Origin of the sequence: Kitasatospora sp. NPDC048545, from assembly GCF_040651155.1 — a bacterium.
Lineage (GTDB): Bacteria > Actinomycetota > Actinomycetes > Streptomycetales > Streptomycetaceae > Kitasatospora.
On record NZ_JBEZIQ010000081.1, the window covers coordinates 1 to 13,712 of the forward strand.

Sequence of the window (13,712 nt, forward strand, 5' to 3'; positions counted from 1 at the left end):
CAGCAGTACCTCGACGCCCACGAGCTGCCCCGCCCCCGCTGGTGGCGCCAAGGACAGTGATCAAGGAAAGCCAAGATCCCCGACAGAGTCACTCAATGGTCCAGCGTGCGGCCTCGTGCGGGGAAGGCTCTCGTTCACGAGGCTCGTCCACGGGCATGCCCTGCCCGAGGGACGCAAGGGCCATCTTCACGCGCTCGCAGTGCCCGAGGTAGCCGTTGCCCAGAAATTCCTGGTGAAGGATCTTCGCGCTGCGCTCGCCCTCGTCCCAGCGTTGCCGCAAGTAGTCAAGGTAGGGATCCAGGGTGGACGGGCGCCGGGGAGCAAGGCGAATGGCCTCGCGCCAGGTACGAGCCTTGGCGTACCTGCGTACCATACGGTCCAGACCCGGTTCACGGGCTGCAGTGCTGCAAGAACGGCCGGCATCGGTCAGCGCGCGCACTGCATCCGCCCTGCGGGCCGGCCGATTGGAGTGTCCACCGGCTCGGAATCGGCGTCCCGCGTCAGCGGGCTCCGGCCCGGAAGGACCAGAAACGGGGAGCGCAGCCAACAGGCAGCCGCAATGCGCGGTAGCGACCTCCCGAACGCGCCGCGACAGCCCTGCCACAGATACCCCAGACAACCGGCTGCCGGTCCGTCACCACTGACTGCCGCACCTGACCAGGACCGCCACCACCACCACGGTGGGCAGTCTGATCAGCAGAGACACGGCAAATGCCGCGTACGATACGCCACCTCCCGTCATCGCCATCACGTCGAACACGGCACCGAGAAACATCAGGGCCACGCTCACGGCCCCGGCCCACGCGACCCACCGCGAACGCCACACCAGGAGAAAAGCGGTGACGATCAACGCCGCGGATAGGAGCAGGCCCGTCGTGTCGATCCGCACATCGAACCAGGCCATGGCGTCCGTTCGCTGCCACGCGTTCGACCCGAGCAGAGCCACCACGACCAGCACACCAGCCAGCACCCTGCGCCGACGCGCCGACTCCGGATCGTCGGCCCCCAACCGGTCAAGCCGGTCACGCAGCGGCCGGTCCTCACGTATCCAACTTCCCATGACCGGAACCATATCGCTCTCCTCCCCCGTCCAGGTCGTCTCCTCCGGGTGGTGCCGTCCCGCCTGTACAGGCCGGGAGAGCGGGGTTGGTATGGGGCGGGTCAGCCGGCGACAGTCTCGGCCTTGTGTCCGTGGAGCGCGTCCAGGAGCGCGGTCTGTTGGTCGGTCAGCTTGCCGCCGGTGCGGGCCGCCACCTGCTTGCGCAGCCAGGTGCCGGGCCGGAACGTGGGGTCGTCGCCCAGGCCGGTGCGGTTGGCCGGGCCGTCCGGGGTTCCGCCGGCGGCGAGGTAGGCGAGCAGGCGGCGGTAGGAGCGGTTCCAGTCCGGCTCCAGGCGCCACAGCTCGTCCAGTGCGTCGAGCTTGGCGACCTGGTCCTTGGTGAGGTTGTCGACCTTGCGCTGGCGGCGCATCCACGCCCCGACCGCGTAGTCGTCCAGCTTCGCGGTGGCGGGGATCGCCAGGTGGCCGTGGTGGTGGTCGAAGGCCCGCGCATAGGCGTAGCCGCGTTCCCAGGCGTTGGCGTTCTTCGACCAGATCATGCCGAGGGCGTCCAGCTCGGACACCCGGGCAGCGTCGAGCAGGCCTTGGCCGTTGAGGTGGCGCTGGCGGGTGAGCCAGGAGATCAGCTCAGCGTGCTTGGTCTTGTCGGTGGGGTCGAGGTGGCCGTGCTGGAGGTGGAAGACCGCCGCGACCGCGTGCATGCGCTGCCACTCCACGGCGCGCGGGTTGAACGCCCGCAGATTCACGGTCTGGAGGATCTTCGCCGCGTGCTGCTTTGCGTTGATCCGCAGCCACTCGATCGGCGACTCGACCGGGGCCGGCTGCTCGCCCTCCCCGGCCTCGGCAGCCTGGCTCTCGGTCGGCGTGGCCGCGGTGGTGTGCGCGGTGCCCTGCGACCGCGCGCCGCGCAGCTCGGTGATCCGGCCGACCACTCGGGCGTCGTGCGCTGCCAGGGCGCGCAGGACGCGCAGGACGCGCAGGACGCGCCAGATCGTACGGAAGGAGGAGGCCTCGATCTCGGCGTCGGCCTCGGCCTTCACGGCCTCGCCTGCGTCGTGGACCTCGGCCGGGTCGGCGGTGGCGGTGTCGTCGCCGACCTCCGGCGTCGGCAGGTAGACCGGGATGATGACCCAGGACACCTTGCCCTGGCGGCAGGACTGGCGCAGCGCCCGGCCGACGGCCTGGACGATGTCGATGACGCTCGACTTCGGGTCCGCGAAGCAGATGGCGTCCACGGCGGCGACGTCGATGCCCTCCGTCAGGAGCCGGCTGTTGCAGAGGATGCAGCACTCCTCGCCGGTGGCGGACTTGAACGTGGTGAAGGCGGCCCGGCGGTCCTTGAGCCGGTCGGTGCCGGCCACGGCGAGGGCAGTCAGTCGCTCCGGGCGCTCCGCGTCGGGCGGCAGTTCCGCGGTCTCCAGCAGGGTGCCGGCGAACTCCCGCGCCGTGGACACCCGGGAGTGGAAGGTGATGACCCGGCGCAGGTCGAGGTCGGCGACGGCGCGCAGCACCGCGATCTGCAGGGCCAGGCGCAGCAGGTCCTCGTTGCTGCGCTGGGAGCGCAGGTCGGCGACGGCCGGGAGGTTGAGCAGCTCGCGCAGATCCTCGTCCGTCACCACCGGCACGAGGACGCGGTAGTCGGCGAGGTAGCCGTGCTCGATGCCCTGTCCGAGGGTCCAGGTGAAACAGGTCTTGCCGTAGATCTCCTCCGAGTCCATGGAGCAGAGGACGGGCAGCTTCTCAGCGCCTTCGGTGTCGGCGAGGTCGGCGAGGTCGGCCAGGCCGTCCTTCGCCTGCCGGTCGTCCGCGATCCTGGGCATAGCGGTGAAGTACAGCCGGCGCTTCGCCGGGACCTGAGCGTCGTCGTGGACGGCCGCCCACACCTTCCCCTCGGCACCTGCCGTCCGGTGGGCCTCGTCGATGATCACGAGGTCCCACTGGGCCAGCCCCAGCCCTGGTGGGCCTGGACGATGCGCTCCAGCGAGGCGTAGGTGGCGTACACGGTGACCGGCTCGCCGGCCTTCTCGGTGGCGACCATGTCGGCAACGCTGAGCGCCCGTGACACGGTGACACTGAACATGCCGGTCATACAACCACTACCGGACAGCCCCTCGACTGGCCCTCACGCCTCGGCCGGGACACCGGACACCGCCGGGCGGGTCGGCCTGACGGCTCGTCGACACGACGCGTGATCCGGCATCGCGAAGCGCGACACTTCGCCACCTAACGTGGATGGTCAACCACGGTGGGTGGCCGACCTGCTGTGGCTCGCCACCCTGTCACGGCCGACAGCCGTCTCACCCCAAGCCAGAACGTCAGGAGATACCGGTGATCAGAGACCATTCGCCCGAACAGCCGGCCGACCGCGTGAGACCCGGCCGAAGCCGGCCCCGCGCAGGCGCCCGCCCCCAGGAGCAGTGGCGGCGGGCAGGGGCCGTGGCGGGCCTGTGCGTGGCTCTGTCCGGAACAGGTCTGGCACCCGCGACCGCCACACCGACGGGAGTCGCGCCGGTCACCGCCCCGGCGCTCGCCCAAGGGGCCGATCCGACGTACACCTTCACCTACACCGGTGCCGCGCAGACCCTCGCCGTCCCCGCGAACGCGGTGGTCACGATCACCGCCGACGGCGCGGGCGGCGCCGACAACACCGGCACCGCCTGTACCGCCACGGGGACGGGCGGGACAGGGGCACGGGTGGTGACCACCCTCCCGCCGGCCGCCGTCGCGACGACGCTCACCATCGACGTCGGCGGCACCGGCGGCAAGGGCTGCAACGGCACCGGTACAGGCGGCGCCGGTGGGTTCAACGGCGGCGCCCCCGGCGGCAGCTTCCCGACCACCGGTTTCAAGGACGAGGGCCCCGGTGGGGGCGGCGCATCGACCGTCAGCGCGGGCGCCACCCTGCTGGCCGTCGCCGGGGGCGGCGGTGCCGCCGGCGGCACCGGAGGGAGCTCGCCCGGGGGCAACGGGGGCAACGGCGGAACGCCGGACGCCACCGGCGGTACGGCGGGAACCGCCACCGGCCCGGGTTCTTCACCGGGACAGGGCGGCCACGGCGGCAGCACCAGCACGACCACCGGTGGTGCCGGCGGCGCCGCCGGCACCGCTGCGCCCTGTTCGGCCACGGCGGGCGGACCGGGCAGCGGGTTCACCGGCACCACGGCCGGCACCGGTGGCACCGGCGGCAGCATCGGCGGCGGCTGCGCCCTCACCATCACCGGTGCCGGTGGCGGCGGGGGCGGCGGGTACTTCGCCGGCGGAGGCGGCGGCAGCGGCACCGTCAACAACCTCGGCACCACCGGCAGTGGCGGCGGGGGCGGCGCAGGCAGCAGCTTCGCCACCCCCTCCGGTACCGCCACCAGCTACAGCACGTCCACCGTCGGAACGGCGAACCACAACGGCCAGGTGATCATCTCCTACGTCGTGGGCAAGCCGGTCACCACCTTCCTGAGCGCGATGCCCCAGCGCACCCGCCCCGGCGCGCCGGTCGTGCTCAGCGACCTGATCTGTCCCGGCGGTGGTTCGACCACCCGGCCCACCGGCACCGTGACGTTCACCGACGCCACCACCGGCACGACCCTCGGCACCTCACGCCTGGTCCTCTCCCTCGGCAACTGCGCCGCCGCCGGTCTCGTCACCGTCTTCCGCACCACCGGGACCCACACCGTCACCGCCGTCTACAGCGGCGACTCGGTGTACCAGGACAACAGCGCACGCCCCGAGAGCACCACCGTGACCGTGAACCCCTGACCAGACCGACGCAACACCACCCGACCGGAGCAGGGGCGGCCCGTACCGCCCCGCGCATGCCGGTGGCACACCGGCACAGACCCGGCCGACCCGCGTTCTGCCCCGCCCGGACAGCACGAGCAGGGGCAGAACGCCACCCACCCGACGATCCTGCGGCTGTTCACCTCACGCCGACGACACCGCCGCTCCCACCGCACACGGGCGCAGCGGCAGCGGCAGCAAGGGCACCAGCTCTGACGCCGACAGACACGCGAGCAAGGCCGAAGATCAGGTCAGCGTCGGCAGCGGCCTGAACGTGCTGGAGGAGCTTCTCCCACGTACCGTCGGCCGACCACAACCAATGGCGCTTGTGGACCGTCTTCCATGGGCCGAAGCGTTCGGGCAGTTCACGCCACTGCACCCCCGCGCCGAGCCGGTGAATGATCCCGTTGATCACTTGACGGTGATCCCGCCAGCGGCCGCATCGGGTGTTGCTCACCGGCAGCAGTGGCTCCGGCACAGCCCCACTCGACGTCGGTCGGATCCCCCCTGCCGAGCATGACCGGAACAACGAACTACCTCGGGGGTACGGCCGGTGATCGTGGCGATGTCGCCCAGGTGGATGACGTCCTCGGCGTCCAGGGCGGTGGCGATGATCTCGGCAGTCGGACCAGAACCACTTCACGTGAACGAAGCCACGTCGGCCCTGCCGTGGCGCGCCTGACACCCGGGGGGACGCAGCGGACCGGCCCGAGAGGCCCCGCGGTGTCCGCGCACCCCCCGCGGACACCGCTGCCACGCGGCCGCGCACTACAGCCAGTCGTGGACGACGGACGCCGCCGCATCGAAACCGACCCGCTCGGCGAGCCGGTGCTGCGGCGGGATGTAGGAGCCGGCGAACAGCTCGTACACACCACCGGAACCCACCCGCAGCAGATCCCGCAGCGGGGTACCGAACACCGTCGTCAGGTACTCCTGCGACACCCCGCCCCGGCTGAACACGTCGGCGGCGTGCAGCGTCCGCACCCCGCCACCGTCGCGCGCCGGCGCGAAGAACATGGGCGTGCCCGCGATCAGGCCACCGGTGTCGACCCCGGCCACGAGGTCCCCCTCCGCCGCCTGGCCGTGCCGGCCCAGCAGGCCCGCCCAGCCGTCCCGCAGCCGCGTCGTGTAGACCAGCGAGCCCGGCCCCACCAGCGGCCGCACCCCCGCATGCAGCAGCACGCTCACGCACAGCGCCACGGACGGCACGATCTCCTCGCGCTCGAGGTGGTCGAGGACGGCGGCCGGTTCGAGCGGGACCCTCAGGTCCGCGAAGCGGGGGTCGGCCGGCACCAGATCGGTGCCGTCGGAGTAGAGGCGCAGCAGCTCCGGCCGGCCCGGGTATTTGCGCCAGAAGAAGTGGGTACCTTTACCCGCGGCCTCGTCCCAGGCCACCACCACGCCGCGGAACGCGTCGAAGACCTCACGGCGAAACGCCGGGTCGAAGAGCGCGGCGGTGACGAAGTTCTCCCCGGGCCCGCCGTGGCTGCCGAGCAGATCGAGCAGGTACTCCCGGGTGACGTCCTCCATGGTCGCGTAGACCAGGTCCGGGAGGTCGACGCGCAGACGTTCCTCGAACAGCAGCGGCCAGGTGCCACGCAGAGCGACCGCCAGCTGGTCGCGGTGACGACGGGTATGCGCATAGTCCAGACCGTTCAGCCGTTCCTGGTAACCCGTCAGGAAGTCCTGCCCGTCCGGAGTGAAACGGCCCCACCGCTTGACCACCCGCAACCGCTCGACGAAGTCGAAGGGGCGCGCCCCGACGTAGTACATCGCGTCGCGGTTCTCCTTCGCCTTGAAGTAGGGGACGCTCTCGCCGTGGTAGCGGAAGCCGCCCAGCATGTAGTGGTTGCTGGGCGCCACGTTGCTGCACGAGAGGGTGACGATCGGCCGCCGGCCGCCGTCCGGGCGGCGGCCCTGCTTGTCGGGGCCGGTCAGGCGGTGGGCGTTGGCGATGATGTTGGTACCCAGGAGCAGCGGATGGTTCAGCAGCTGGTGGTGGTCGACGATGTTGACGGCCCTCAGGTCCCCGGCGTCCACGGGCAGTCCGGCCGCGGCGGGCCCGAAGGCCTGCCGGAGCACCCGCCGCACTGCGCCGGCCAGCCGCTCCTGACGGCCGGCGTGCACCGGGCCGGGCTCGGCCGGCCGCAGCCCGGCCGCGTACTCCCCCAGGGGTGCGTCGACCGCGTAGAACGGCGCCATGCTCGGCACGTACCGCCGGATCTGCCCCACGACCGCATCGAGGCCGGCCCTGATGTGCTGTTCGTCCATACCCGCCTCGTCCACGTGGTTCATGACAGTGCCCTCGCGGCCGCGACCATCGCCTGACCGACCGAGATACCACCGTCGTTGGTCGGGATACGGCCGTGGGTGTGGACCGTCAGGCCCGCTGCGGTCAGGTCCTGTTCCGCTCGGACCAGCAGGTGCTGGTTCAGGAACACGCCCCCGCTGAGGACCACGTCACGCAGCCCGCTCTCACGCGACAGACGCAGACAGATCTCCACCACCGCATGCACCACACTCTCGTGGAAAGCCCGGCTGATGTCGGCCATCCCCCGCCGCGGGTCGGCGAGTTCGGCCACTACGGCCTCCAGCCAGGGCCGGTGGTCGATGACCAGGCGGTCGTCCTCGCGCTCCAGGCGCAGTGGCCAGGGCCGGGCCGGGCGGTGGTCCCATGCGATGAGCTGTTCCAGCTCGATCGCGGCCTGGCCCTCGTAGCCGACCCGGTCACAGACACCGAGCAATGCGGAGTAGGCGTCGAAGAGTCGGCCCATGCTGGAGGTCTGCGGTGAGTTGATGCCGCGTTCCACCATCTTGGTCAGCACGCCGAGTTCGAAGGGGTCGCGCTGACGCACCAGGTCGATGGGGAGGCCGGCCGCCTCGGGGCCGAAGTGCTGGGCCAGCAGGCCGATGGCGACCCGGGCCGGCTCGCGGACCGCCTTGTCGCCGCCGGGCAGCCGGAAGCGGCCCAGGTGGGCCTTGCGTTCGAAGCCGCGGTAGTCGCCGATCAGGAACTCGCCTCCCCAGATCGTGCCGTCGGTCCCGTAGCCGGTGCCGTCGAAGACGACGCCGATCACGGGTCGGTTCAGCCCGTTGTCCGCCATGCAGGACGCCATGTGGGCGTGGTGGTGCTGGACAGCCACCGGTTCCACGCCCGCACAGGCCGCGGCGTAGCGGGTGCTGTGGAAGTCCGGGTGCAGATCATGGGCGACGTACCGGGGCGTGACGCCGAACAGGGCGCGCAGGTGGTCGATGGTCTCGGTGAAGAACCGCTGGTTGCCCGGGCTCTTGAGGTCGCCGAGGTGCTGGCTCGGGTACAGGTTGCCGCCCTCGCCGAGGCAGACGGTGTTCTTCAGCTCGGCACCGAGGGCGAGCACGGGCGGCAACGGGAACGGAGCGGGGACGGGGTCGGGAACGAAGCCGCGGGCACGGCGCACGAAAGCGACCTTGGGCTCGACCGTGCTGCGGACCACCCGCGCGATGGAGTCGTCGACCCGGGTGTGGATCTCCCGGTCGTGGACCAGGAAGGCGTCCGCGATACCGCCCAGGGTTCGCAGTGCCTCGTCCTCGGTACGGGCCATCGGCTCGTCCGCCGCGTTGGCACTGGTCGCGATGAGGACATCGCCGGCGTCCGCGAGCAGGAGGTGCTGGAGCGGGGTGGCCGGGAGCATGAACCCCAGCGTCGCCGTGGCCGGGGCGACCTCGGGTGCCAGTGCGTGGCCCGGCCGGGCCTGGAGCAGGACGATGGGACGGCCGGGTGACTCCAGCAGCCGCCGCTCCTGTTCGCCGAACCGGCAGTACCGGGCGACGGTCTCGCTGTCACGGGCGAGCAGGGCGAACGGCTTGCCGCCGCGTTCCTTGCGCCGGCGCAGCTCGGCGACCGCCGTCGGATGATGCGGGTCGGCCATCAGCTGGTAGCCGCCGAGCGCCTTGACGGCGAGGATGCGGCCGGCCCGGAGCAGGGCGGCGGCCGCGGCGACATCGTCGTCCTGGTCCGCGGCGGCCGGGTGGGGCATGCCGTCCGCGCCGAGCAGCCGCACCCGCGGGCCGCACGCCCGGCACGCGTTGGGCTGGGCGTGGAACCGCCGGTCCGCCGGGGAGTCGTACTCGCTCCGGCACCGGGGGCACATGGTGAAGTCCGCCATGGTGGTGCCGGGACGGTCGTACGGGACGCCGCGGATGATGCTGTACCGCGGGCCGCAGTTGGTGCAGTTGACGAGCGGGTAGCGGTGGCGGCGGTCGGCGGGGTCGAACAGCTCCTGCGCGCAGTCGGTGCAGACGTGGCTGTCCGGGGTGACCAGCGCGCCGGCGCCGGGCGCGTCGCCACCCGCGCCGCCGCCGGTCCCGCTGTGCCGGATGGTGAACGAGCCGGACCACGTGCGCGCCGCCTCCTCGGCCACCAGGGCGCAGGAGTCGATCCGGGCCAACTCCGGCGGTTGCTTCAGCAGTTCGGCGGCGAAGAGGTCTGCGGCCGCGCGCGGCCCCTCGATCCGGATCGTGACGCCGCGCTCGTCGTTGAGCACCCAGCCGCCGAGCAGGTGCCGGGTGGCCAGGCGGTAGACGTACGGCCGGAAGCCGACGCCCTGGACGAAGCCGCTGACCCGGAAGGTCCGGCGCACCGCTGTGGCGGCCATCAGCACAGCCTCGGGAGCTGGGCCCCGTACAGCAGGTCGACGGTGCTGGTACGGCCGTCGGCGTGGACCATCCGCACGGTGCCCGCATCGCCGTCGACGACCTCGCCGACCACGGCGGCCCGCGCACTCTCCGGGTGGGCGTGCAGTGCCTCGAGGGCGGCCTCCGCCTGGTCGGGGGAGACGACCAGGCAGAGGTTGCCCTCGTTCGCGAGGTACATGACGTCCACGCCGAGCATGTCCGCCGCCATGGCGGTCTCCGGCCGGATCGGCAGGGCCGGGCCGGTCAGTTCGATGGCGCGGGCCGAGGCCTGGGCGAACTCGTTGAGGACGGTGCCGAGGCCGCCGCGGGTGATGTCGCGGATGCAGCGCACGCCGTCACCGCACGCGTCGAGCACGTCGGCGATGACGTGGCTCAGGACGGCACAGTCGCTCTGCACCCGCTGCTCGAAGCCCAGTCCCTCGCGCATCGAGAGGATGTGGATGCTGTGGTCACCGAGGTGACCGGTCACGATGACCCGGTCGCCGGGCCGCAGGGTCCGGCTGGAGAGGGCGAGCGGGCGTTCCATGACCCCGACACCGGTGGTGTTGAGGAAGATCCCGTCGGCCTCTCCACGCCGGACCACCTTGGTGTCCCCGGCCACGATCTTGACGTTCGCGGCCCTCGCGGCGTCCCGGACGGAGTGCAGGACGCGCCGGAGGTCGTCGAGGGCGAATCCCTCCTCCAGCACGACGGCCAGGGTCAGGTAGAGCGGGCGGGCGCCGCTGACCGCCAGGTCGTTGACCGTGCCGGCGACGGCGATCTTGCCGATGTCACCGTTGCCGAAGAAGATCGGGTCGACGACGAACGAGTCGGTCGTCATAGCGATCCGGGTGCCGGGGACCTCCAGCACCATGCTGTCCTCCATCTCGCCGACGTAGGTGTCGGCGAGGATCGCGGCGATGGTGCCGCCGATGAGCTCCTGGCTCATCCCGCCGCCGGCTCCGTGGTCCAGGACGACCGTCTCGGTCATGCGTCAGCCCCTCCTGCTCTCAGTGTGCGTCGATTCGGGCCCCGTCCGGCCGGTTCAGGCCGCGGTGCCGGGGGACTGCGGGAAGACCTTGCCGAGCAGGGCGTCCCACCAGACCTCCATGACCTCGATCGCGTCGAGCGCGCCCTGGCGGACCTGCGCGGTCTCGACGGGCAGGCCCTCGGCGAACTCGGTTCCGGTCTGGTCGAGGTCGACGAAGGCGGCCAGGCCGTCCTTGTGGCCCTGCTCGACGCCGTCCTCCAGGTGGATGTCGTGGAAGCGCTTGATCAGGCTGCCCTCGTAGGTGAAACCGCGGCGCTCGCAGACCTCGCGGCAGAGCTCGAAGAAGACCTCGTGCTCGAAGATCGCGGCCGTCTCGGTGGCGTACAGGGCGCCGAGGGCGCGGGACGGGTTCGGCGCGCACAGCGCCTCGACGTCGGCGAGGAACTTGGTGGTCGGGGCGAACTCGACGCGGGTGTCCATGTCGGTGCCGATGTTCATCATGCCCTGCTTGTACATCGGGGCGTGGCCGTCCTCCTCGTCGACGTTGCGCTGGAGTTCGACGGTGACGCCCTGCTCGGCCAGCTGCTCCGTGCAGGTGACCGCGGTCTGCAGCAGGCCCTTGTTGGCGAAGGAGAACTGGTAGTGCTCCATCACGAGCCACTCCAGCGACTCCGTGCTGATGTCGGAGAGGGAATCGAGGATGCGGCTCTTCACCGCGTTGGTGAACTGGTCGTTGCGGGCGTCGATCTGCACCGACAGGCGCTCGGTCATGACATGCCTCTGCTCTCTCGCGGAAGGGGTGACGGGAAGGCGTGCGGGCAGCAGGAACGGCGGACATCTCTTGACGGGTCCGCTTCAGGACTGCGCCGCTTGCAGCAGGGTAGTCATACGCATGACGACATGACAAGATTTCAAATCCACCAGCCGAGAACACTTCTGATGCAGCGTCGGTTGCGCCCTCCTCATACGTATGACTAGTGTCGACGACATCCCGAAGTCCTCACCCCGTGTGCCCTCATGACGGAAGTTGACATGTCCCGATACGCAATCCTGACGAACGACCTGCAGCACGATCTGGTCGACAAGAACGACCAGCGCAAGGCCAACGTCGAGCAGATGACCCCCCACTTCGTACGGTTCCTGGCCCAGGCGCGGGAACTCGACGTCACGGTGATCCACCTGCAGCTGATCTACGACGAGGGCGACAAGAAGCTCGAACTGCACGACGGGCGCATCCCCGTACTGCGCGGCACCCCTGGGGCCGAGCTGCTGCCGGAGTTCCTCGCCCCCACCGACGTCGTCATGGAGAAGAAGAAGGACAGCGGCTTCTTCGAGACCAAGCTCCACGAGTACCTGGAGGAGCACGGCATCGACACCGTGATCATCACCGGAATGCAGGCCCAGGTGTGCATCCAGACCACCGCCGCCGACGCCCACTTCCGCGGCTACAACGTGGTCGTCCCCTCCGACGGGGTGGTCTCCACGCGCGACGAGGACCGCACCCGCGCCCTCGAATGGCTGGCCTCCTACTGCGCCGTCGTCACCCCGATGTCCGACGTGATCGAGCGCATCCGAACCGGCGCCGGCTTCGACTTCAGCGTCCAGGCGCTGCCGTAGCCGGCCGCACGACAGGGAGGGGAGACAGCATGCAGGGGCTCACCGAGCCGTACGCGCAGGTCTGGGGCGGCCTCGCCGTCGCCGAGGGCCCGCAGGACGCCCCGGACGTGATCGTCCTCGGGGTGCCGTTCGAAGGCGGCGCCGGCGGCGCGGGCGGCGCCTCACTGGGGCCGAGCCGGGTGCGTGAACTGTCCCGGCGTCTGAAGACCACCGATCGGCACGGCCGGGACGCCTCCGGGCTGAAGGTCCTGGACCTCGGCGACGTGCAGACGTGGCGCTTCGACCTCGCGCGGTCGATCGATCACGTCGGCGCGGCCTACCACTCGGTCTTCCGGGACTCCACCGCCCCGGTCCTGACCTTCGGCGGCGACCACTCGGTCACCTACCCGATCGTCCTCGGCGCCGCCCGGGGCCGCACCCTCGGACTGGTCTGGTTCGACGCCCACCCGGACGTGCTCGACGGCTACCAGGGATCGAGCATCTCGCACGGCTCCCCGCTGCGCCGGATCATCGAGGACGGCGCCGTCGCCCCGGAGAACGTCCTGCTCGTCGGCACCCGCGCCTACGACGCCGGCGAGGTCGAGTTCATCCGCGACCACGGCATCAACGAGGTGCCGGCCGCCGCCTTCCTGGAGGACCCGCTCCAGGCCCGCCGCGAGTACCAGCGCCACCTCGACGCGATCGCCGCCCGCGTCGGCGGTTTCTACGTCACGCTCGACATCGACGTCATGGACGCGTCCTGCGTGCCCGGCACCGGCACCCCGGTCGCCGGCGGCCTCGGCAGCGGCGAACTCATCGGCCTGCTGGAACGCCTGCCCGAGCCGGTCATCGGCTACGACGTCGTCGAGTTCGCGCCGGCCCACGACGTCGGCGGGATGACCGGCCACGCCGTGCTGGCCGTCACCACGACCGTCCTCGCCCGGATCGCCGCCGCCCGCGGCTGACCGGACAGCGCCCACTCCGCGCCCCGGCCCGTCCCCGCGCGCCGAGCGGCCTGCGAAAGAAGCACCGATTCCTACTGGGGGACCGAAGCAGTGGACGTCATGACCGCCGTCCTCACCCGCCGGAGCGAGCACCGCCTCAGCGAACCCGCGCCCGGCGACGAGGAGTTCATCTACCTGCTGAACGGCGCGGCCGCCGCTCCCGACCACGGGAGACTGCGGCCCTGGCGCTGGATCCTGCTCCGCGGCACCGACCGCGAGGCGCTCGCCGCCCGCCTCGCCGAGGAAGAAGAGAAGGAGGCCACGGCGGAGGCGCGGGAGCGCATCGCGCGCAAGGCCCTCCGGGCGCCGCTGAAGGCCCTGCTGGTGTTCAGCCCGGCTGCCGGGCCGAAGGTGCCGGAGTGGGAGCAGTTGGCCGCGACGACCGCGGTGACGTACGGCCTGATGCTCCTGCTGCACGTCCGCGGCTACGGGAGCATCTGGCGCACCGGCCGGCTCTGCGAGAGCGCCGCGGCCGGCGAACTCCTCGGGCTGCGACCGGGCGAGCGACTGCTCGGCTCCCTCGACATCGGCACCCCCGACCGGTCGTCCGGCCCACCGGTCCGGCGGGAGAACGACGACGTCGCCGACCGCGTCTCGCACTTCACCGCGTGAGCCGGCGCGGTACCCCCTCACAGCC

Annotated in this window: 12 protein-coding genes and 1 pseudogene; 4 read left to right on the forward strand and 9 right to left on the reverse strand. The window is 71.4% G+C overall.

Annotated features, from left to right (window positions below; translation table 11 throughout):
• Positions 1-88 precede the first annotated feature (88 nt).
• The 4 genes from AB0D10_RS42105 to AB0D10_RS42120 all read right to left on the reverse strand — a co-directional run bounded on the left by AB0D10_RS42105 (position 89) and on the right by AB0D10_RS42120 (position 3,140).
• On the reverse strand, positions 89-439 hold the full coding sequence (locus tag AB0D10_RS42105) for a hypothetical protein (RefSeq protein WP_360267032.1): 351 nt from the start codon (positions 437-439) through the stop codon (positions 89-91).
• Positions 440-634: 195 nt separating this feature from the next.
• Positions 635-1,060, reverse strand: coding sequence for a hypothetical protein (locus tag AB0D10_RS42110; protein WP_360267035.1), 426 nt, complete (start codon positions 1,058-1,060; stop codon positions 635-637).
• Between the two features lie 101 nt (positions 1,061-1,161).
• The gene (locus AB0D10_RS42115) at positions 1,162-2,988 is read right to left on the reverse strand and encodes a Helicase associated domain protein (protein ID WP_360267038.1); all 1,827 of its coding nucleotides are present in this window, start codon (positions 2,986-2,988) and stop codon (positions 1,162-1,164) included.
• Positions 2,985-3,140 (reverse strand): hypothetical protein, encoded by a 156-nt coding sequence (locus AB0D10_RS42120; RefSeq protein WP_360267041.1) that lies wholly within the window; start codon positions 3,138-3,140, stop codon positions 2,985-2,987. The genes AB0D10_RS42115 and AB0D10_RS42120 overlap by 4 nt, the downstream gene beginning before the upstream one ends.
• A gap of 371 nt (positions 3,141-3,511) precedes the next feature.
• On the opposite strand from AB0D10_RS42120, the gene AB0D10_RS42125 reads away from it, so the two are divergent.
• Positions 3,512-4,810: an Ig-like domain repeat protein gene (locus tag AB0D10_RS42125; RefSeq protein ID WP_360267044.1), complete on the forward strand. Its 1,299-nt coding sequence runs from the start codon at positions 3,512-3,514 to the stop codon at positions 4,808-4,810.
• Positions 4,811-5,078: 268 nt separating this feature from the next.
• On the opposite strand, the pseudogene AB0D10_RS42130 reads toward AB0D10_RS42125, so the two are convergent.
• From AB0D10_RS42130 to AB0D10_RS42150, 5 genes and pseudogenes are all read right to left on the reverse strand, one after another.
• Positions 5,079-5,349 (reverse strand): annotated as a pseudogene (locus AB0D10_RS42130) (transposase); the annotation flags it as partial.
• Positions 5,350-5,599: 250 nt separating this feature from the next.
• Positions 5,600-7,126: a hypothetical protein gene (locus tag AB0D10_RS42135; RefSeq protein WP_360267047.1), complete on the reverse strand. Its 1,527-nt coding sequence runs from the start codon at positions 7,124-7,126 to the stop codon at positions 5,600-5,602.
• The gene (hypF, locus tag AB0D10_RS42140) at positions 7,123-9,465 is read right to left on the reverse strand and encodes a carbamoyltransferase HypF (protein WP_360267050.1); all 2,343 of its coding nucleotides are present in this window, start codon (positions 9,463-9,465) and stop codon (positions 7,123-7,125) included. Before hypF ends, AB0D10_RS42135 begins: the two co-directional genes overlap by 4 nt.
• On the reverse strand, positions 9,465-10,475 hold the full coding sequence (gene hypE, locus AB0D10_RS42145) for a hydrogenase expression/formation protein HypE (RefSeq protein ID WP_360267053.1): 1,011 nt from the start codon (positions 10,473-10,475) through the stop codon (positions 9,465-9,467). The genes hypF and hypE overlap by 1 nt, the downstream gene beginning before the upstream one ends.
• A gap of 54 nt (positions 10,476-10,529) precedes the next feature.
• Positions 10,530-11,246 carry a DUF3865 domain-containing protein gene (locus AB0D10_RS42150; RefSeq protein ID WP_360267056.1) on the reverse strand — a complete coding sequence of 239 codons (717 nt, stop codon included), beginning with the start codon at positions 11,244-11,246 and terminating at the stop codon, positions 10,530-10,532.
• A 261-nt stretch (positions 11,247-11,507) separates the two neighbouring features.
• Here AB0D10_RS42150 and AB0D10_RS42155 point away from each other — a divergent pair, with 261 nt between their 5' ends.
• The 3 genes from AB0D10_RS42155 to AB0D10_RS42165 all read left to right on the forward strand — a co-directional run bounded on the left by AB0D10_RS42155 (position 11,508) and on the right by AB0D10_RS42165 (position 13,687).
• Positions 11,508-12,092 (forward strand): isochorismatase family cysteine hydrolase, encoded by a 585-nt coding sequence (locus AB0D10_RS42155; RefSeq protein WP_360267059.1) that lies wholly within the window; start codon positions 11,508-11,510, stop codon positions 12,090-12,092.
• A 29-nt stretch (positions 12,093-12,121) separates the two neighbouring features.
• Entirely contained in the window at positions 12,122-13,036 is a 915-nt protein-coding gene (locus tag AB0D10_RS42160) for an arginase family protein (protein WP_360267062.1), read from the forward strand.
• Positions 13,037-13,135: 99 nt separating this feature from the next.
• Positions 13,136-13,687 carry a nitroreductase family protein gene (locus tag AB0D10_RS42165; protein ID WP_360267065.1) on the forward strand — a complete coding sequence of 184 codons (552 nt, stop codon included), beginning with the start codon at positions 13,136-13,138 and terminating at the stop codon, positions 13,685-13,687.
• Positions 13,688-13,712: the final 25 nt, after the last annotated feature.

Bases quoted from the DNA above. Each gene is read 5' to 3' on its own strand.
- AB0D10_RS42110 (WP_360267035.1), bottom strand. From the start codon at position 1,060: ATGGGAAGTTGGATACGTGAGGACCGGCCGCTGCGTGACCGGCTTGAC.
- AB0D10_RS42120 (WP_360267041.1), bottom strand. From the start codon at position 3,140: ATGTTCAGTGTCACCGTGTCACGGGCGCTCAGCGTTGCCGACATGGTC.
- AB0D10_RS42135 (WP_360267047.1), bottom strand. From the start codon at position 7,126: ATGAACCACGTGGACGAGGCGGGTATGGACGAACAGCACATCAGGGCC.
- hypF (WP_360267050.1), bottom strand. From the start codon at position 9,465: ATGGCCGCCACAGCGGTGCGCCGGACCTTCCGGGTCAGCGGCTTCGTC.
- hypE (WP_360267053.1), bottom strand. From the start codon at position 10,475: ATGACCGAGACGGTCGTCCTGGACCACGGAGCCGGCGGCGGGATGAGC.
- AB0D10_RS42150 (WP_360267056.1), bottom strand. From the start codon at position 11,246: ATGACCGAGCGCCTGTCGGTGCAGATCGACGCCCGCAACGACCAGTTC.
- AB0D10_RS42155 (WP_360267059.1), top strand. From the start codon at position 11,508: ATGTCCCGATACGCAATCCTGACGAACGACCTGCAGCACGATCTGGTC.
- AB0D10_RS42160 (WP_360267062.1), top strand. From the start codon at position 12,122: ATGCAGGGGCTCACCGAGCCGTACGCGCAGGTCTGGGGCGGCCTCGCC.
- AB0D10_RS42165 (WP_360267065.1), top strand. From the start codon at position 13,136: ATGACCGCCGTCCTCACCCGCCGGAGCGAGCACCGCCTCAGCGAACCC.